We start from the raw sequence: 17382 nt of genomic DNA, 5'->3' as shown, positions 1-17382 counted from the left end.
CAGCCAACGATGACTGACCGCTAGGAGGACGGCCGATGGGCGAGATGGTGACGTACCGGAGCAACGGGGGTACGGGCGAGGGGTATCTCGCGATACCGTCCGGCGGTGCGGCCAGCCCGGCGGTCATCGTGATCCAGGACTGGTGGGGCCTCGTACCCCACGTCCGGGCGGTCGTCGACCGGTTCGCCGAGGCCGGTTTCGTGGCCCTCGCCCCGGACTTCCGGCACGGCGGGCCGGCCAGCAAGCCGGACGAGCCCCGCCTGATCCTGAACAGCACGCAGATGGACGAGGCCGCCGCCGACATCGCGGTCGCGGCCGACTACCTCGCCGGCCGCCTCGAGGTCGCCGGCAAGATCGGCTGTGCGGGGTTCTGCGCCGGGGCGAGCCTGGCCCTGTGGGCCGCCACCCGTACCGAGCGCATCGTGGCGACCGCCGCGTTCTACCCCCGCCTGCCGTGGGAGGGGATGCGTCCGGAGTGGAGCGACTACGCGGGCAAGGCCGCCGTCATCCACTGCTCCGAGGCCGACGGCACCTCGGCGGCCGACGGCGTCCAGACGGTCCGCCGGGCCATCGAGAACGCCGGCGGCACCTGCCAGACGTACGACTACCCGGGCACCGCGCACGCGTTCTTCAACGAGGACCGGCCGGAGAACTTCGACCAGCGGGCCGCCGCCACCGCCTGGGCCCGCACCCTCGAACTCTTCCGGGCGAAGCTTGGCTGAGGCACGTACGGCCGAGGAGGTCGTCGCCCGCGCCGCGCGGGCGACCGACCTGGCCGACCTCGACGGCGCGGTGAGCGACTGCTTCGCCTGCCCTCGGTTGGTCGACTGGCGTGAGGAGGTCGCCCGCACCCGCCGGGCGGCGTTCCGCGACCAGGAGTACTGGGGCCGCCCGGTGCCCGGCTTCGGCGACCCGACCGCCCGCATCGCGATCCTCGGCCTCGCTCCCGCCGCTCACGGCGGCAACCGCACCGGCCGCATCTTCACCGGTGACCGCTCGGGCGACGTCCTCTTCGCCGCCCTGCACCGGGCGGGGCTCGCGAACCAGCCGACCAGCGTCGCCGCCGACGACGGGCTGGCGCTCCGGGACACCCGGATCTTCGCGGCGGTGCGCTGCGCGCCGCCGGACAACAAGCCCACCCCGGTCGAGCGGGACACGTGCGCGCCGTGGCTGCACCGGGAGGTCGCGCTGATCCGGCCGACGCTGCGCGTCGTGGTCACGCTCGGTGCGTTCGCCTGGGCCGCATGGTGGCCGACGCTGCGTCAGGTGTACGGCGTGCGCCCGCCCAGCCCGCGACCGGCGTTCACGCATGGGGCACACTGGTCCGGAACGGCCGTACCGGAAGTTCTCGGCTGCTACCACGTCAGCCAGCAGAACACCTTCACGGGGCGGCTGACACCAGGGATGCTGGACGACGTGTTCACCCGGGCGAAGCGGCTGGCCGGGGTGGAGTAGAGGCTGCGGGGCGGTGGCGATGACGGACGGTACGCGCCGGCCCCCGACGGCGGCGGTGATGGACCTCAGCGTGCTGCGCAGGTGGTGGCCGGTCGCCCTGGTCGCCGCCCTGCTCGCCGTCGCCACGGTCACGGCCGCGCACTCGTCGCTCGGCGCGAGCCGCATCCCGCCGGTCGCGGAGGACCTGCCCCTGGTTCCGGAGTACCCGACCGCCGAGCCGGTGCCCTCGATCCCCGTCGAGCCTCGCGAGTCGGCTGACGAGACCCGCACCCGCATCCCGCCGTGGATCGCCACGACGGCGTTGGTGCTCCTCGGCCTGGCGCTGCTCGGGGCGTTCGGCTACCTCGCCGTGACACTGGTCCGCGGCGCGGTGCGCCGGGCCACCCGGCGGCTCCCCGCACACCGCCCCCGGCGCACGTCGCAGGGCACCGCGCAGGAGGTCGTGGCGGCCCTCGACGCCGGCCTGGTGGACCTGGACGACGCCGACACCGACCCGCGCACGGCGGTCATCGCCTGCTGGGTACGCCTCGAGGAGGCCGCCGCCGGAGCCGGCGTGCCCCGGCTCGCCGGGGACACCCCCACCGACCTGGTCACCCGACTGCTGCGCGGCGATCCCGCGGCGGGTGTCCCGGCCATCGCCAGCACGGACGTGCTGGCGGAGTTCGCGCACGTCTTCCGTGCGGCCCGGTACGCCACGCGGCCGGTGGACGAGAGCACCCGCGACCAGGCCCGGGCCGCCCTGCGCCGGCTGCGCGGCGAACTGACCGCCGTGGCGGGGACGACGGCATGAGCAGCACCAGCATCGACGACCTGCTCAGCGCCGAGGAGGACCGGCCGCCCCGCCGGCCGCGCTCCGGGGGTCGGGCCGGGCAGGTGCTGCGGACCCTCGTCGCGGTGGCCGCCGTCGTGGTCGTCCTGGTCGCCGCTCTCCGGGCCGTGGGCCTGCGGGTGTCGCTGCTGGTCCTGGTGGCCGGGGTGGTCGCCCTGTTCGCGGTACGCCGGATCGTCTCCTCCCTGGCGCCGCCGTCACAAGCGCGTCCCGCCGCTCGCCGGGTCGCACCGGACGAGGGGGCGACCCCCGGCGGAGACGCGCTGCGCACCGCGATCAACGGGTGGGAACGGCCGCTGGACTGGGCGTCGGGCAACCGTGACCGGTTCGCCGAACGGATCCTGCCCCGCCTCGGTGAGCTCGCCGACGAGCGCCTGCGCCAGCGCCACGGCCTGACCCGGGAGTCCGATCCCGCCCGGGCCCGCGCCCTGCTGGGTGACCCGCTGTGGACGTTCCTCGCCGCGCCCTCCCGCCGCCCCCCGTCGCCGCGTGACCTCGCGGCGGTCGTCGCCGAACTGGAGAAGATATGAACGACGTGGCCCGGACCATGCCCCCCACCGAGGTCGGTCACCTCGCCCGGGCGGTGCTGGACGCGGTCGGCGAGGTCGTGGTCGGCAAGCGGGAGTCGCTGGAACTGGTGCTCGCCGGCATCCTCGCCGGCGGCCACGTGCTCCTGGAGGACCTGCCCGGCCTGGGCAAGACGCTTACCGCCCGCACCTTCGCGCAGGCACTCGGGCTGGACTTCCGCCGCCTCCAGTTCACCCCCGACCTGCTGCCGGCGGACGTGACCGGCTCTTTCCTCTACGACCAGCGCAGCGGCGACTTCGCCTTCCGCGCCGGCCCGGTCTTCACCAACCTGCTCCTCGCCGATGAGATCAACCGCACCCCGCCGAAGACGCAGTCGGCGCTGCTGGAGGCCATGCAGGAGAAGCAGGTCTCGGTGGAGGGCGTCACGTACCGGCTGGACGAGCCGTTCCACGTGCTCGCCACGGCGAACCCGGTGGAGTACGAGGGCACGTACCCGCTGCCGGAGGCGCAGCTGGACCGCTTCCTGCTCCGGGTCTCCTTCGGGTACCCGGACCACGAGGAGGAGTGGGAGGTGCTGCGTCGCCGGATGGCCCGCCGCCGCGAAGAGGCCGAGATCAAGCCGGTCGTCGACTCGGCGACGCTGCGCGCCATGCAGGCCGCGCTGGAGGACGTGGTCGTGGAGGACTCGGTCGGCCGGTACATCGTCGCCCTGACCGCGGCCACCCGGGAGCACCCGTCGGTGCTGGTCGGCGCCTCGCCGCGGGGCTCGCTGGCGCTGCTCCTGCTGGCCCGTGTCCGCGCGGTGATGGCCGGCCGCGACTACGTCGTGCCCGAGGACGTCAAGGACGTGGCGGTGCCGGCGCTCGCGCACCGCATCACCCTGCGCCCGGAGATGTGGCTGCGCCGGGTCGACCCGTCCTTCGTGGTCGGCGAGGTGCTCGCCGGCACGCCGGCCCCCGCCAGCGGCGCCCTGCCCAGCTACGCCACCGGCCGGCCCGGGCTCTGATGGCACTGCCCGCCCCGCCCCCGTACGCGACGGCCGAGCCGGAACCTGTCCCGCCGCCGGCCGAGCCGGAGACCGGCTGGGTGCCGACCCCGGCGCTGGGCCGGGCCGTGCTGCTCACCGGGCTGCTGCTGATCGCCGCCGTCCTGCTGGGCCGGGTCGACCTCATCGTGCTGGCCGCGCCGATCGCGCTGGGCACCGCGTACGCCCTGCGCCGCCGGCCCGCCACGGCGCCGCAGGTGTGGATCACCGCCGCCGACGGTCACCTCGTCGAGGGTGGGGAGTTGAGCGGCACGGTCAGCGTGGGCAACCCGGACCCGGTGGGGTATGACGTGGCGGTCCTGCGTACCCGGATGTCGCCCTGGCTGCGGGTCGAGCGGGCCACGCTCGCCGGCGCCACCACCGCGACCGCCTCCGAGCGGGTCCCCTCGGTGGTGGACCGCCCGTTCGCGACGTCGGTGCCGCCGGACGCGGCGGTCGACCTGGAGCTGACCGGCGCGGCCCGGCGGTGGGGCCGGCACCCGCTCGGCCCGGCCGGTGCCCGGGTGGCCGCCGCGCAGGGTCTGCTCGTCTCCCGGGCGGTGATCGTCGAACCGGCCCGGGTGCGGGTCTACCCGGTCACCGAACCCTTCGACGCGGTCGAGGCGATGCCCCGGGCCGCCGGGCTGGTCGGCGCCCACCACTCCCGCCGGCCCGGCGAGGGCGGCGAACTGGCCGGTGTCCGGGTCTTCGCCCCCGGTGACCGGCTGCGCCGGATCGACTGGCGGGTCTCCCTGCGCACCCGGCAACTGCACGTGGCGGCGACCCTCTCCGACCGGGACGCCGAGGTGGTGGTGCTGCTGGACGTGCTGGCCGAGGCGGGCGCGTCGGGCGGGGTCAACGGAACGGCGTCGGTCCTGGACACCACCGTCCGGGCCGCCGCGGCGATCGCCGAGCACTACCTGCACCGCGGGGACCGGGTCGCCCTGCAGGAGTACGGCCCGGCGGCGCGGCGGCTGCGGCCCGGCACCGGCCGGCGCCACTACCTGACCGTGCTGGAGTGGCTGCTGGACGTGCAGGCCGGCAGCTCCCCGCACGAGCCGTCCGAGTTCGCGTTCGGCACGCAGATGATCTCCCCGGACGCGCTGGTGGTCGTCCTCACGCCGCTGCTCGACGAGCGGGCCGCGCAGATGCTCGCGCGGCTCGCCCGCTCCGGCCGGTTCGTGGTGGCGGTGGACACCCTGCCCGCCGACCTGCCGCCGCCGAAGGAGCGGGGCTGGGCCGAGGTGGCGTACCGGCTGTGGCGGCTGGACCGGGACACGATGATCGAGCAGTTGCGCGAGCACGGCGTGCCGGTGGTGCGCTGGGCCGGCGCGGGCAGCCTCGACCAGGTGCTGCGGGACGTGGCCCGGCTGGCCACCGCCCCGAGGGCGGGGACCAGATGATCAACGTGGTTGCGCGGGTTCGCGCCACCCGGGCCGCCGCCGCCCGGATCGGCCCGGTGCCGCTGCTGGTGCGGGCCGGGATCTTCCTCAGCGCCCTGCTCGGGCTGGTGCTCGCGTACCCGGCGGAGGTGCTGCTCGGTCGCCCGCTGGTGGCGCTGCTGCTGGTGGCGCTGCTGCCGGCGCTCTCGCCGCGCCGCGTCTGGCCGACGCTCGCGGCGCTGGTCACGGTGGCGGGCTGGCTGGTCGCCACCGACGGGTACGGCCGCCCGATCGCCCTCTGGCGGCTGCTCGCCGTGGCGGCGCTGCTCTACCTCACGCACACCATGTGCGCGCTGGCCGCCGTGCTGCCGTACGACGCGGTGGTGGACCCGGACCTGGTCCTGCGCTGGCTGCTGCGGGCCGGCGCGGTGCTGCTCGGCGCCGCGGTGCTGGGCGTGCTCCTGGTGGAGCTGGCGGGGGCCGGCGGGGAGAGCGGTCTCCAGGCCGCGACGGTGGCCGGCCTGGCCGTGGCGGCGGCGGTGACGGCGTTGCTGGGGTGGCTGCTGCGCCGCCCCTGACTCGCGGGAAACAGGGTTACGCAGGTCACAGGGGTTGTGCTCCGTCACAACGAAGGGCCGCGCGCGGGATTAGCGGAGCCGCCCGGGGAAAGATAGATGACGTGAATCCGAAGCGGATCCTTGTAGTGGGGGCCGGACACGTCGGCCTGTACGCGGCGCTGCGCCTGTCGAAGAAGCTCAGCCCGCGTGAGGCTGAGGTCATCGTGGTGGACCCCCAGCCCCACATGACCTACCAGCCGTTCCTGCCGGAGGCGGCGGCCGGCAACATCTCGCCCCGGCACTCCGTGGTGCCGCTGCGACGCGAGTTGCGCAAGTGCCAGGTCCTCGCCGGCGCGGTGACCCGGATCGACCACGCCACCAGGACCGCGGTGGTGCAGCCGATCGTCGGCCCGACCCGCGAGATCCGGTACGACCACGTCGTGGTCGCTCCGGGCTCGGTCTCCCGGACGCTGCCGATCCCCGGCCTGCACGAGCACGGCATCGGCTTCAAGACCATCGGTGAGGCCATCTACCTGCGCAACCACGTGCTGGACCGGCTGGACGTCGCCGCCGCCACCCCGGACCCGGAGGTCCGCCGGAGCGCCCTCACGTTCACCTTCGTCGGCGGCGGGTACGCCGGCATCGAGGCGCTCGCCGAGATGGAGGACATGGCTCGGGACGCCCTGCGCTACTACCCGGAGCTGAAGCCGGAGGACATGCGCTGGGTGCTGGTCGAGGCGACCCAGCGGGTGCTGCCCGAGGTCGACCGGGACATGGGCGCCTACACGGTGCAGCAGCTGCTCAAGCGGAACATGGACATCCGGCTGGACACCCGCCTGGAGTCCTGCGTCGACGGGGTGGTGAAGCTCTCCGACGGCGACACGTTCCGTTCCGACACGATCGTCTGGACGGCCGGCGTGAAGCCCTCGCCGATGCTGGACCGCACCGACTTCCCGCGCGACGAGCGGCGCCGCATCACCTGCCTGCCCACGCTCCAGGTCGTCGACGGCGACCGGGTCGTGGAGGGTGCGTGGAGCGCCGGTGACTGCGCGGCGGTGCCGGACCTGACGAAGGAGCCGGGCAACTACTGCTCGCCGAGCGCCCAGCACGCGGTGCGCCAGGCGGCCCGGATGGCCGACAACATCGTCAACGTCGTTCGCGGCCGGGAGCCGGTGGACTACAAGCACAAGCACGCCGGCAGCGTGGCGAGCCTCGGCCTGCACAAGGGCGTCGCCCAGGTGTACGGCGTGAAGATGAAGGGCTGGCCCGCCTGGTTCATGCACCGGACGTACCACATGAGCCGGATCCCGTCGTTCAACCGCAAGGTCCGGGTCGTGGTCGACTGGTCGCTGGCGTTCTTCCTCAAGCGTGAGGTGGTCGCCCTCGGCCAGCTGCACGACCCGCGCGAGGAGTTCGCGGAGGCCTCCCAGCCGGTCGGTGCCGGCGCCCGCTGACAACGTAAGGAAGGGCCCCTTCTTACCGCCTGCGGTAGAGGAAGGGGCCCTCCTTAACGTTCCGGGCGGGGTCAGACCCGCCAGATCCAGGCGTCGGCGATCCGCGTCGAGGGTCCGTAGAGCTGCTCCAACGTTCCGCGCAGGCTGTCCGCGTGCCGGGTGTCGACGGCCAGGGCCATGCACGAGGCGCCCCAGAAGTCGACATCCTGGGCGGCCTGCCGCCGCTGCTCCTCGCCGACGATCGGCTGGACCCCCCGCTTCCACACCTGGTCGAGAAGGACCGAGGTGGGGCGGCGGGCGGTACCCATCGCCGCCGTTCCGTCCCGGCCGTACGGCCCGATGAAGAACCCCTCGGGCATGCCGAACCCGGCGTCGGCGCTGGTCGCCCAGCGCATCGGCCACGGTTCGCGGGGCGTGGCGAGCGGCACCGGGACCAGTACGCCGCCGGGCGGCACACACTGCCGCCAGTGACCGGCCGTGATGAACTCGGGCACGGCCGGTCGGGCGGCGGTGGGCAGCGGAAGCGGGAACAGCGGCAGTAGCGCCGCGCCGACCGCCGCCGGCACCCACGCCCGGGCCCGGCCGCCACGGCGCAGCGCGCGGTCGAGCGCCAGCACCAGCACCGTGCCGATCAGCGGAAGCACCGGGAGCGCGAACCGCATCGGCAGCGCGCCGTCCACCACCGGCAGGCCGGAGATGAGAGCGTACGGGCCGGGAAGGGCGGTGCGGCTTCCGTCGAGCACCACCCGCGGGCCGAGCGACAGCGCACCCATCACGAGTGTCGCGACCACACACGCCACCACGAGCGGGCGGCGACCGAGCCAGAGCGCGCAGGCGGCGGCGACCAGCAGCAGCGGCCAGCCGAGGAAGGTGTTGTACTCCGCCGGGCCGGTGGTCAGCCGGGCCGAGGAGTCGGTGCCGAGGAGCGACAGCGGCGACACCGCCCACCAGCTGCGCAGGTCGGCCGAGAAGTAGTGCGGGCTGAACATCCCGTCGGCGACGCCCTGCGGCCCGGCGAACTGGAACCACAGCGGCCACACCAGCACGAGCAGGGCGGTCCCGGTGGCGAGCAGCAGCCCGCCGGCGAAGCCGGACAGCGCGCGGCGGGCGAGGTCCCGGTCCGTCACCGCGTACGTGACGGCCATCACCAGCAGTGTGAGCGCGGTGAGGAAGAGCACCTCCTCGCCGATGAACACCTGGACGCTGACCGCCGCCGCCAGACCCAGCGCGGGCCCGACCACGCGCCGCCGGTCCGGCCCGGCGACTGCCGGGCGTACGCCGTTCCTGGCGGCCGGGTTCGGGGCGGCCGGGGCGGCGGTGGCCGACGTCACGGCGGCCCCCGGGTCGGCGGTGGCCGACGCCACGGCGGGCCCCGGGTCGGCGGCGCGGAGCAGGCGGACCACCAACCAGACGATCACCGGGACCAGCCACTGCGCCGTCATGTGCAGGTGGCTGTTGGCCTGGGACACGATGCCCGGGCCGAACCCGCAGAGGGCGGCGCCCACCGCGGCGGCGGCCGGCCGGACCCGCAGCGTACGCGTGTAGAGCAGGTACCAGGCGGTCGCCGTGCCCGCCAGGTTCGCCGCCGCCAGCAGGGCGAACGTGACCGGCGCTCCGAGCAGGAGGGTGACCGGGGCCAGCAGCACCCCCAGGGCGATCACCGTCGTGTTGGCCATCATGTTCACGCCGTCGGGGGCGTTCAGCCGATCGGTGAGCAGGCCGAAGTCGCCGAGCAGCGCCCGCGCGTCGACGGCGAGGAACCACTCGTAGAGGGCCTGGTCCGCGGGGTTGAGCAACAGGACGCGCGCCCCCGGATCGGGCCAGAGACCGTGGGTGAGCCATCCGGCCAGCGCCACGAACGACAGCGTGACGGCGAGGTCGACGCGGCGCCGGGCGAGCGCGGCCGGCAGCCGGGCCGGCCAGTGCCGGAGCGAGAGCCTGTTTGCGGGGCGGACAGCCTGGTCGGCGGCGGCGTCGGGGGCCGGAGGGGCTGCGCTGCTCACGGCCTCGACCCTAGTGCCGGCCGGGCGTCGGGGTACGCCGGGTCGCCAAGGAACCGCTACGGTGACACTGCACCAGGCGTGTCGGACGGGCTGGTGGCGCACGCCGCGCCGCAGCGTCCGGGTCCGTCCGTCGACGCGCCGGTGGCACCGGCCCGGGTGGTGGAACGGCAGACACGGCCGCCTTAAAAGCGGCTGCCGCAAGGCGTGCGGGTTCGACCCCCGCCCCGGGCACTTTCAGTCATCGCTCAGCTTTGCGATCTCCACGGGATGGCGGGGCCGTCTATCCTTGAGTCTGCACGTTGACGTGCAACGACCCCCTGAGGGAGGCCAGACAGTGAAGACCTCGAACCCGGTGCTCGCCCGGCTCGGCCAGGCGGCCGAGCGTGAGCGCGCCGCCGGGTACGCCCCGACCGGGCCCTACGGGCAGCCCGGCTATCCCCAGCAGTACCCGACGGAGGCCGGTTACCCGGCCGCGCCGCCCACCGCCAACACCATGTCGGTCGACGACGTGGTCGTGAAGACCGTCACCCTGCTCGGCATCCTCGGCGTCTCCGCCGCGGCCGCGTGGGCGCTGATTCCGAACCAGCTGCTCGGTGCTGCGTGGATCGGCGCCGCGATGGTCGGCCTGGTGCTCGGCCTGATCATCTCGTTCTCCCGGATGGCGAACCCGGCGCTGGTCGTCGCGTACGCCGTCGTGGAGGGCGTCCTCGTCGGTGCGGTCAGCAAGTTCTTCGAGTCCCTGTACGACGGCATCGTCCTCCAGGCGGTCGTCGCCACGTTCGGCGTCTTCTTCCTGATGGCCATGCTCTACAAGGCCAAGGTCATCCGCGCTACGCCGAAGTTCGTCAAGGGCATGATCGCGGTGATGGCCGGCCTGTTCGCGGTCATCATGATCAACCTCGTGCTGTCGCTCTTCGGCATCAACACCGGCCTGCGGGACGGCAGCCCGCTGGCGATCGGCTTCAGCCTGGTCGTCATCGTCGTCGCCGCGCTCAGTTTCGTGCTGAGCTTCAAGGAGGTCGAGGACGGTGTCCGGATGGGCCTGCCGCAGCGCTACTCCTGGGTCGCCGCGTTCGGCATCCTGGTGAGCCTCGTCTGGCTCTACATCGAGATCCTGCGCCTGCTCAGCTACTTCCAGGGCGACGACTGACCGCCCGCCGCGCTGACGGCGACGCCCGGCCCCGCTCCGCGGAGCGGGGCCGGGCGTCGCCGTTCCCGCCGGGTCTCGCCTCGCCGCCGTCCCTGCCGCTCTTCGCGATCTCGCGCTTTCCGCCGGGGCAGCGGCGCCCGGACCGGACGAATTGGGGCCTGGAAGGTGCAAGATCGCGGTAGGAGTGGGGGCGTAGACTCCGCCGGGTGGGTGATCCGGAGGAGCGGCTGACGCGGGCCGTCGAGCTGCTCGTACGGCAGGTGGGGCACTGGCAGCAGCCGCGGTGGGCTGCCGTGGCCGCCGGCGGGAATGTCTCCCGGGCTGATCTGGTGCACCGGCTGGTGCAGGAGATCGCGAACCTCGCCGCGGACGCCGAGGGCGGCTCCCGCCGCACGGTGCCCCGCCTCGCCAACGACCTGGTCCTGCCGGACCAGCTCCGGGTGGTCGCCGCGGATCTCGTCGCCGCCCGCCCCTCCGCCGAGACACTGGCCCGGGCCGTCGACGAGGTGGCCGCGACCCGTACCGCGCTCTGACCCGAGCCGGCCGCGCCGCCGCTACCCGCCCCACGCGGAGTGGATGCCCGTCGAGCCGGCAGCCGGGGAGCGCGGCTACTCGTCGACGACTTGCTGCTCGCCGTGCCGTCCGGCCGGCCCGGTGCGCCGCGCCTTTCGACGCGACGGCCCGCCGACCCGGGCGGGTCGGCGGGCCGGACGCGGGTCGGTCAGCTCAGGCGCTCGAGGACCATGGCCATCCCCTGGCCGCCCCCGACGCACATGGTCTCCAGGCCGATGCTCTTGTCGTGCCACTCCAGCGCGTTGAGCAGCGTGCCGGTGATCCGGGCGCCGGTCATGCCGAACGGGTGGCCGACGGCGATCGCGCCGCCCATCACGTTCAGCTTCTCGACCGGGATGCCCAGCTGCCGGTACGAGGGGATCACCTGCGCGGCGAACGCCTCGTTGATCTCGACCAGGTCGACGTCGTCGATGGTCATGCCGGCCCGCTTGAGGGCCTGCTTCGACGCCTCGACCGGGCCCAGGCCCATGATCTCGGGGGAGAGCGCGGTGACGCCGGTGGAGACGATCCGGGCCAGCGGGGTGATCCCGAGGTCCCTCGCCCGCTGGGCGCTCATGACGACCACGGCGGCGGCGCCGTCGTTGAGCGGGCAGCAGTTGCCGGCGGTGATCCGGCCGTCGGGACGGAAGACCGGCTTCAGGCCGGAGACGGCTTCCAGGGTGACACCCGGGCGGGGGCCGTCGTCGATGCTGACCACGGTGCCGTCCGGCGTGGTGACGGGGGTGATCTCGCGGGCCCAGAAGCCGTCGGCGATCGCCTTCTCGGCGAGGTTCTGGCTGCGTACGCCGAACTCGTCCATGTCGGCGCGGGTCACGTCGTACACCTGGGCCAGGTTCTCCGCGGTCTGCCCCATGGTCAGGTAGATGTCCGGCAGCTCGCCGGACTCGCGCGGGTCGGTCCACACCTCGGCGCCGCCCTGCGCGCGGGCCTTCGAGCGCTGCTGCGCGGCGGCGAAGCGCGGGTTCTCCCAGCCGCCGCCGACCAGCGCCTGCGCCTCCGGGGGCAGGCCGTCGGAGCTTCCCCGGGCGTACCGGGAGACGGTCTCGACGCCGGCGGAGATGAAGACGTCCCCCTCGCCCGCCCGGATCGCGTGCATCGCCATCCGGGTGGTCTGGAGCGAGGACGCGCAGTAGCGGGTCAGGGTGGCGCCGGGCAGGCCGTCCAGCCCCATCAGGGTGGCGACCACGCGGGCCATGTTGAAGCCCTGCTCACCGCCGGGCAGACCGCACCCCAGGTAGAGGTCGTCGATCTCGGTCGGGTCGAGCTGGGGGATCTTGTCGAGGGCGGCCTGCACGATGGTCGCGGCGAGGTCGTCCGGGCGGACGTCGCGCAGGGACCCCTTGTGCGCCCGGCCGATGGGGGAGCGGGCGGTGGCGACGATGACGGCGTCGCGAGACGACTCAGTCGGCATGAACCCACGTTAACCCGCCAGTAACATCGGGCGGAAGCCGCGCGGGCGGCGGGAAATGTCACCCCGCGCGCGGCCGACGTCGTTCCGGCGCGCGGCGCGGGCCGCTCCGGGTCAGTGACGGGTGGCGACCGCGGCGGCGGCCGCGACCGCCGGGAGCAGGGCGTGGGCCCACACCCGGTAGCCGTCGGCGGACGGGTGGAACCCGTCGTGACAGAGGGTGCCGGCGTCGGCCCGGAAGACCGGCCCGGTCTCGGTCGCCAGGTCGACCACCGTACCGCCAGCGTCCAGCACCGCGACGATCTGCGCCCGGGCGACCCGCCGCCCCGACCAGCCGACCAGGTGCCGCAGCGGCGGCGCGATCGCGCGGACCGCGCCGAGGTCGGGGCAGGTGCCCACGACGACCTCCACGCGGGCCTCGCGGAGCCGGTGCACGGCCGCCCCGAGGTACGCGGCGGCGTCGGTCGGCCGGCGCATCGTGGTCGCGTCGTTGGCACCGATGAGGATCACCGCCACGTCGGGACGTTCGCCGAGCAGCGCCCGGGCGACCTGCGTGGCCAGGTCCGTCGAGCGGGAACCGGAGACACCCACGCTGGACAGGTGCACGAGCCGCCCGGTCGGGCCCTCGGCGAGCAGGTTGGCCAGCTGGCCGCCGATGGTGTCCTCGAGCCGGTCGACGCCGACGCCGAGCGCCGACGAGTCACCGAGCAGCACGAGCCGCAACGGCGGCGCGCCGACCCGCCCGATCGTGGCCCGCAGGGCCAGGCCGAGCTCCGGCTCAGCGTACGGGCGGTGCCGCGCGGCGAAGGCCTGACCGGCCAGGACGGCTGCGCCGCCCACCGCCCCCGCCGCCAGCGAGAACGCCGCCGCGCGGCCCAACCGGCCGGCGAGGCGCGACGGGAGGAGGTGGCCGGTCACGACGACACCGGCCGGGGGGCGACGATTCGCTCGGTCATGCCAGTCCCTCCACTGTGGGTGAGTCCGCGGCCGGGCCGGGTTGTGGCACGGCGCCGACACCGAACAAGGCCCGTCGGCGAAGCTGCGCCCACCGGCCGGCCGGGCCGCGGTCGCGCCCCCGGACCTGGGCGCCGCTGACCTCGGTCCCCGCGTGCCGCGCCGCCTCCTGGGCGGCCTCCGGCAGCGACCGTACGCCCTCACCCCGGGTCGGCGCAGCCCTGCGTTCCTGACCGGCGCCCAGGGCGGAGAGAAGCGTCGGCAGCAGCGCGGCGGCGGCCACGGCGTACCCCTCGGCGGACGGGTGGAACCGGTCCCAGGCGAACATCCGGCCCGGCTCGGCGACGAACCGGGGACCGAGCAGGTCACCGAGGGAGACCGTCCAGCCGCCGGCCTCGACCACGGCCACCGTCTGGGCGGCGGCGAGCTGCCGGCTCCACCGGCGGGCCAGCCAGCGCAGCGGCGGCTGGATGGGCCGGATCGCGCCGAGGTCCGGGCAGGTGCCGACGACCACCTCGCAGCCGGCGGCGCGCAGCGCGGTGACCGCCTCGACCAGGTAGCGCACGGCGAGCGCGGGCGGGGTGCGGTTGGTGACGTCGTTGCCGCCGACCAGGATCACGGCGATGTCGGGGTGGCAGTCCAGTGCGGCCTCGACCTGGTGCCGCAGCCCGGCGGAGAGAGCGCCGACCACGGCGAACCGGTGCAACCGGACCGGCCGTTGCAGCCGCCGGGACAGGCCGGTGGCGAGCAGCGAGCCCGGCGTCTCGCGGCGGCGGTGCACGCCGTACCCGGCGGCGGAGGAGTCGCCGAGGACGACCATGGTGATCGCCGGGCCGGGCAGCTTGGCGCCGTACATCCCGTCGCAGCGCGGCGGCGGGGCCTCGGCCATCGGAATGGTGCGGCGGGCCTGCCGGGCCTGGCCGATGAGCACCCCGCCGGTGGCGACGGCGGCCGCCGCGGTCGCGCCCGTGCCGAGCGCGACCAGCCGGGCGACGCGCTGGACGTTGCGCCAGCGCGGACCGGCCGGAACGACGGAACCAGCGACCCCCATGCACCGACATTATCGCGACCTTGCGACACGCCGCTGTCGCCGTCACGGCACGCCGGGTGCCTGGAAATCGACGTGTCCGGGTACCTGTTCCCACGACCGCCGCCCGGGTTGCGCCGGGGCGGCACGCTGGCGTGCGGGAGGGAGCGACGAGATGGGGAAGACACTGCAACGGCGGGCGGCGTTCACCGCGCTGGCCCGTGCGCTGATGGTCGGGGCCCGGGGTGGGCCGTCACTCGGGGCCCGGCTGGCCGCGCTGCCCCGGATGATCCGGGCGACGGCCCGCGGGGAGTACGACGGCGGCCTGCGGCTGGCCCTGATGACGGCGGCTACGGCGTACATCGTCTCGCCGGTCGACCTGCTGCCGGAGATCCCGTTGGCGATCTTCGGGCTGGCCGACGACGCGGTCATGGTCACCTGGCTGGCCGGCAGCGTGCTCGCGGAGACCGAGCGGTTCCTGGAGTGGGAGAAGCGCCGCTCGTCCGTCGTCCCGGGCGAGGTGGTCGGCTGACGGCACGTAGGCTGGGCGCGAGTATTCGTCTGCCCGGCCGCCCACCCGGCGGCGCCGGAGGAGAAGGGCACAACCAGGTGCAGTACTACGACAACGTCGTCGAGTTGATCGGCAACACCCCGCTGGTACGGCTGCGCAACGTCACCGAGGGCATCCAGGCGACCGTCCTGGCGAAGGTGGAGTACCTGAACCCCGGCGGGTCGGTCAAGGACCGGATCGCCCTCCGCATGGTGGAGGACGCCGAGAAGGCGGGCATCCTCAAGCCGGGCGGCACGATCGTCGAGCCGACCAGCGGCAACACCGGCGTCGGGCTGGCGCTGGTGGCCCAGCTCAAGGGCTACCGGTGCGTGTTCGTCTGCCCGGACAAGGTCAGCCAGGACAAGCAGGACGTGCTGCGCGCGTACGGGGCCGAGGTCGTGGTCTGCCCGACCGCCGTCGCTCCGGAGGACCCGCGTTCCTACTACAACGTGTCCGACCGGCTGGCCCGGGAGATCCCCGGCGCCTGGAAGCCCAACCAGTACGCGAACCCGGCGAACCCCCGCTCGCACTACGAGACCACCGGGCCGGAGCTGTGGAAGCAGACCGAGGGCCGGATCACCCACTTCGTCGCGGGCGTCGGCACCGGCGGCACGATCTCCGGCATCGGCCGCTACCTGAAGGAGGCGTCCGAGGGGCGGGTCCGGATCGTCGGCGCGGACCCGGAGGGCTCGGTCTACTCCGGTGGCACCGGCCGCCCGTACCTGGTCGAGGGCGTCGGCGAGGACTTCTGGCCGGAGACGTACGACCGGGGTGTCGCCGACGAGATCATCGAGGTCTCCGACAAGGCGTCGTTCGAGCTGACCCGCCGCCTGGCCCGCGAGGAGGGGCTGCTGGTCGGCGGCTCGTGCGGCATGGCGGTCGTCGCCGCGCTGGAGGTGGCCCGCAAGGCCGGCCCGGACGACGTGGTCGTGGTGCTGCTGCCGGACGGCGGCCGGGGCTACCTGTCCAAGATCTTCAATGACGCCTGGATGGCCCGGTACGGCTTCCTGGACAACTCGGGCTCGGAGCCGACGGTGGCCGACGCGCTCGCCGCCAAGCCGGGGGCTCTGCCCGAGCTGGTGCACGTGCACCCGACCGAGACGGTCCGGGACGCGATCGACTACATGCGCGAGTACGGCGTCTCCCAGCTGCCGGTGCTGAAGGCGGAGCCGCCGGTGGTGACCGGCGAGGTGGCCGGCTCGATCGCGGAGAAGGACCTGCTCGACGCGCTCTTCACCGGGCAGGCCCACCTGCACGACACCATCGAGCGGCACATGGCCGACCCGCTGCCGATGATCGGCGGCGGTCAGCCGGTCAGCGAGGCGGTGGCGCTGCTGGAGAAGTCCGACGCGGCCCTGGTGCTGGTCGACGGCAAGCCCAGGGGTGTCCTCACCCGCCAGGACCTGCTCGCCCACCTCGGCGCCCGCTGAGCTGTAAGGAAGGGCCCCTTGTTAACGCCTGGCGTAGAACAAGGGGCCCTTCTCAACGCCGGCGGTCAGCGATTCAGCTCGGTGGGCACCGCCACCACGTCCACCAGGGCGCCCTTGCGGAGCACGGTCACCGGCAGTCGGCTGCCGATCGCGTCGCCCAGCATCAGCCGTTGCAGCCCCTGGCCGTCGCTGACCGGCCGGCCGCCGGCCGAGAGGATCACGTCGCCCAGGTAGATGCCGGCCACCCCGGCGGGGCTGCCCGGCACCACCTCCACCACCCGCAGGCCGCGCCGCTGGCCGGTGCGTACGGCGATCTCCGGTGGCAGCGGCACCGGCACGCTCGCCACGCCCAGCCAGGCCCGGCGTACCCGCCCGTGGGCCGTGAGGTCGCCGATGATCTGCCGGGTGGTGGCGTTGATGGGCACGGCCAGGCCCAGCCCGTACCCGGCGACCGCGGTGTTCACCCCGACCACCCGGCCGGCGGAGTCGGCGAGCGCGCCGCCGGAGTTGCCCGGGTTGAGCGCCGCGTCGGTCTGGATGACGTCCTCGATGAGGCGGGTGACCCGGCCGTCCCGCGCCGGCAGCGACCGGCCGAGCCCGGAGACGACCCCGGCGGTGACCGAGCCGGCCAGCCCCATCGGGTTGCCGACGGCCACGACGAGCTGGCCGATGCGCAGCCCGTCGGCGTCGCCCAGCTCGACCGGCGGCACGGTGGCCTCCTCGACGCGCAGCACCGCGAGGTCGGAGAGCGGGTCGGCACCCACGACGCGGAACCGCTTCTCGGTGCCGTCGCCGAACGTCGCCGAGCCGTCCAGCGTGCCCTGCACCACGTGGGCGCTGGTCAGCAGCAGTCCGTCCGTGCCGACGGTGACGGCGGAGCCGGCGCCGCCGCCGCGGGCGGTCCGCACCGACAGGGCGGCCACGCTGGGCAGCACGCGCGCCGCGACGGTCGTGACGACCTGGGAGTACGCGTCCAGCGCGGCCTCCTCGGCCGAGCCGGAGGCGGTGCGATCGGTGTCCATACCGCTGCCAACGCCGCCGGATCGACGCCCATGCCC

Annotated in this window: 17 protein-coding genes and 1 tRNA gene; 13 read left to right on the top strand and 5 right to left on the bottom strand. The window is 74.5% G+C overall.

Going from position 1 to position 17382, the window contains the following annotated elements; translation table 11 throughout:
- Positions 1–35: 35 nt before the first annotated feature.
- The 8 genes from AB0873_RS14145 (at position 36) to AB0873_RS14110 (ending at position 7229) form a co-directional block, all read left to right on the top strand.
- Entirely contained in the window at positions 36–722 is a 687-nt protein-coding gene (locus AB0873_RS14145) for a dienelactone hydrolase family protein (RefSeq protein ID WP_366600110.1), read from the top strand.
- Positions 715–1455: a uracil-DNA glycosylase gene (locus tag AB0873_RS14140; RefSeq protein ID WP_366600109.1), complete on the top strand. Its 741-nt coding sequence runs from the start codon at positions 715–717 to the stop codon at positions 1453–1455. The genes AB0873_RS14145 and AB0873_RS14140 overlap by 8 nt, the downstream gene beginning before the upstream one ends.
- 19 nt (positions 1456–1474) lie before the next feature.
- A complete protein-coding gene (locus tag AB0873_RS14135) occupies positions 1475–2245 on the top strand; it encodes a DUF4129 domain-containing protein (RefSeq protein ID WP_366600108.1) in 771 nt (256 codons plus the stop codon).
- On the top strand, positions 2242–2814 hold the full coding sequence (locus AB0873_RS14130) for a hypothetical protein (RefSeq protein ID WP_366600107.1): 573 nt from the start codon (positions 2242–2244) through the stop codon (positions 2812–2814). The genes AB0873_RS14135 and AB0873_RS14130 overlap by 4 nt, the downstream gene beginning before the upstream one ends.
- Positions 2811–3818: a MoxR family ATPase gene (locus AB0873_RS14125; RefSeq protein ID WP_366600106.1), complete on the top strand. Its 1008-nt coding sequence runs from the start codon at positions 2811–2813 to the stop codon at positions 3816–3818. Before AB0873_RS14130 ends, AB0873_RS14125 begins: the two co-directional genes overlap by 4 nt.
- Positions 3818–5239, top strand: coding sequence for a DUF58 domain-containing protein (locus AB0873_RS14120; protein WP_366600104.1), 1422 nt, complete (start codon positions 3818–3820; stop codon positions 5237–5239). The genes AB0873_RS14125 and AB0873_RS14120 overlap by 1 nt, the downstream gene beginning before the upstream one ends.
- On the top strand, positions 5236–5796 hold the full coding sequence (locus tag AB0873_RS14115; protein ID WP_366600103.1) for a hypothetical protein: 561 nt from the start codon (positions 5236–5238) through the stop codon (positions 5794–5796). The genes AB0873_RS14120 and AB0873_RS14115 overlap by 4 nt, the downstream gene beginning before the upstream one ends.
- 101 nt (positions 5797–5897) lie before the next feature.
- The gene (locus AB0873_RS14110; RefSeq protein WP_366600102.1) at positions 5898–7229 is read left to right on the top strand and encodes an NAD(P)/FAD-dependent oxidoreductase; all 1332 of its coding nucleotides are present in this window, start codon (positions 5898–5900) and stop codon (positions 7227–7229) included.
- 71 nt (positions 7230–7300) lie between these two features.
- Here AB0873_RS14110 and AB0873_RS14105 read toward each other — a convergent pair whose 3' ends face one another.
- On the bottom strand, positions 7301–9232 hold the full coding sequence (locus tag AB0873_RS14105) for a hypothetical protein (protein WP_366600101.1): 1932 nt from the start codon (positions 9230–9232) through the stop codon (positions 7301–7303).
- 150 nt (positions 9233–9382) lie between these two features.
- On the opposite strand from AB0873_RS14105, the gene AB0873_RS14100 reads away from it, so the two are divergent.
- From AB0873_RS14100 to AB0873_RS14090, 3 genes are all read left to right on the top strand, one after another.
- A tRNA-Leu gene (locus AB0873_RS14100) sits at positions 9383–9463 on the top strand.
- Between the two features lie 103 nt (positions 9464–9566).
- Positions 9567–10382 (top strand): Bax inhibitor-1/YccA family protein, encoded by an 816-nt coding sequence (locus AB0873_RS14095; protein WP_366600100.1) that lies wholly within the window; start codon positions 9567–9569, stop codon positions 10380–10382.
- 206 nt (positions 10383–10588) lie between these two features.
- Complete coding sequence (locus AB0873_RS14090; protein ID WP_366600098.1) at positions 10589–10915, top strand: hypothetical protein; 327 nt, start codon at positions 10589–10591, stop codon at positions 10913–10915.
- Positions 10916–11103: 188 nt separating this feature from the next.
- Here the strand turns inward: AB0873_RS14090 and AB0873_RS14085 are convergent, their stop codons facing one another.
- The 3 genes from AB0873_RS14085 to AB0873_RS14075 all read right to left on the bottom strand — a co-directional run bounded on the left by AB0873_RS14085 (position 11104) and on the right by AB0873_RS14075 (position 14368).
- Positions 11104–12366, bottom strand: a complete 1263-nt coding sequence (locus AB0873_RS14085; RefSeq protein ID WP_366600097.1) for an acetyl-CoA C-acetyltransferase — start codon at positions 12364–12366, stop codon at positions 11104–11106.
- Between the two features lie 111 nt (positions 12367–12477).
- Positions 12478–13281 carry an SGNH/GDSL hydrolase family protein gene (locus AB0873_RS14080; RefSeq protein WP_366600096.1) on the bottom strand — a complete coding sequence of 268 codons (804 nt, stop codon included), beginning with the start codon at positions 13279–13281 and terminating at the stop codon, positions 12478–12480.
- A 34-nt stretch (positions 13282–13315) separates the two neighbouring features.
- The gene (locus tag AB0873_RS14075; RefSeq protein WP_366600094.1) at positions 13316–14368 is read right to left on the bottom strand and encodes an SGNH/GDSL hydrolase family protein; all 1053 of its coding nucleotides are present in this window, start codon (positions 14366–14368) and stop codon (positions 13316–13318) included.
- 151 nt (positions 14369–14519) lie between these two features.
- Here AB0873_RS14075 and AB0873_RS14070 point away from each other — a divergent pair, with 151 nt between their 5' ends.
- Positions 14520–14876, top strand: coding sequence for a YkvA family protein (locus AB0873_RS14070; RefSeq protein ID WP_366600093.1), 357 nt, complete (start codon positions 14520–14522; stop codon positions 14874–14876).
- Between the two features lie 77 nt (positions 14877–14953).
- A complete protein-coding gene (locus tag AB0873_RS14065; protein WP_366600092.1) occupies positions 14954–16324 on the top strand; it encodes a cystathionine beta-synthase in 1371 nt (456 codons plus the stop codon).
- Between the two features lie 65 nt (positions 16325–16389).
- Here AB0873_RS14065 and AB0873_RS14060 read toward each other — a convergent pair whose 3' ends face one another.
- Positions 16390–17346, bottom strand: coding sequence for a trypsin-like peptidase domain-containing protein (locus AB0873_RS14060; RefSeq protein ID WP_366600091.1), 957 nt, complete (start codon positions 17344–17346; stop codon positions 16390–16392).
- Between the last annotated feature and the right edge of the window lie 36 nt (positions 17347–17382).

It is taken from the genome of Micromonospora sp. NPDC047707 (assembly GCF_040704235.1).
Taxonomy (GTDB): domain Bacteria; phylum Actinomycetota; class Actinomycetes; order Mycobacteriales; family Micromonosporaceae; genus Micromonospora.
Note: the sequence above shows the minus strand (reverse complement) of the source record. Positions and strands in the feature narration are given on the sequence as shown.

Coding starts and splice junctions, on each gene's coding strand:
- AB0873_RS14145 (WP_366600110.1), top strand. CDS start 36: ATGGGCGAGATGGTGACGTACCGGAGCAACGGGGGTACGGGCGAGGGG.
- AB0873_RS14135 (WP_366600108.1), top strand. CDS start 1,475: ATGACGGACGGTACGCGCCGGCCCCCGACGGCGGCGGTGATGGACCTC.
- AB0873_RS14130 (WP_366600107.1), top strand. CDS start 2,242: ATGAGCAGCACCAGCATCGACGACCTGCTCAGCGCCGAGGAGGACCGG.
- AB0873_RS14125 (WP_366600106.1), top strand. CDS start 2,811: ATGAACGACGTGGCCCGGACCATGCCCCCCACCGAGGTCGGTCACCTC.
- AB0873_RS14120 (WP_366600104.1), top strand. CDS start 3,818: ATGGCACTGCCCGCCCCGCCCCCGTACGCGACGGCCGAGCCGGAACCT.
- AB0873_RS14115 (WP_366600103.1), top strand. CDS start 5,236: ATGATCAACGTGGTTGCGCGGGTTCGCGCCACCCGGGCCGCCGCCGCC.
- AB0873_RS14085 (WP_366600097.1), bottom strand. CDS start 12,366: ATGCCGACTGAGTCGTCTCGCGACGCCGTCATCGTCGCCACCGCCCGC.
- AB0873_RS14075 (WP_366600094.1), bottom strand. CDS start 14,368: ATGGGGGTCGCTGGTTCCGTCGTTCCGGCCGGTCCGCGCTGGCGCAAC.
- AB0873_RS14070 (WP_366600093.1), top strand. CDS start 14,520: ATGGGGAAGACACTGCAACGGCGGGCGGCGTTCACCGCGCTGGCCCGT.
- AB0873_RS14060 (WP_366600091.1), bottom strand. CDS start 17,346: ATGGACACCGATCGCACCGCCTCCGGCTCGGCCGAGGAGGCCGCGCTG.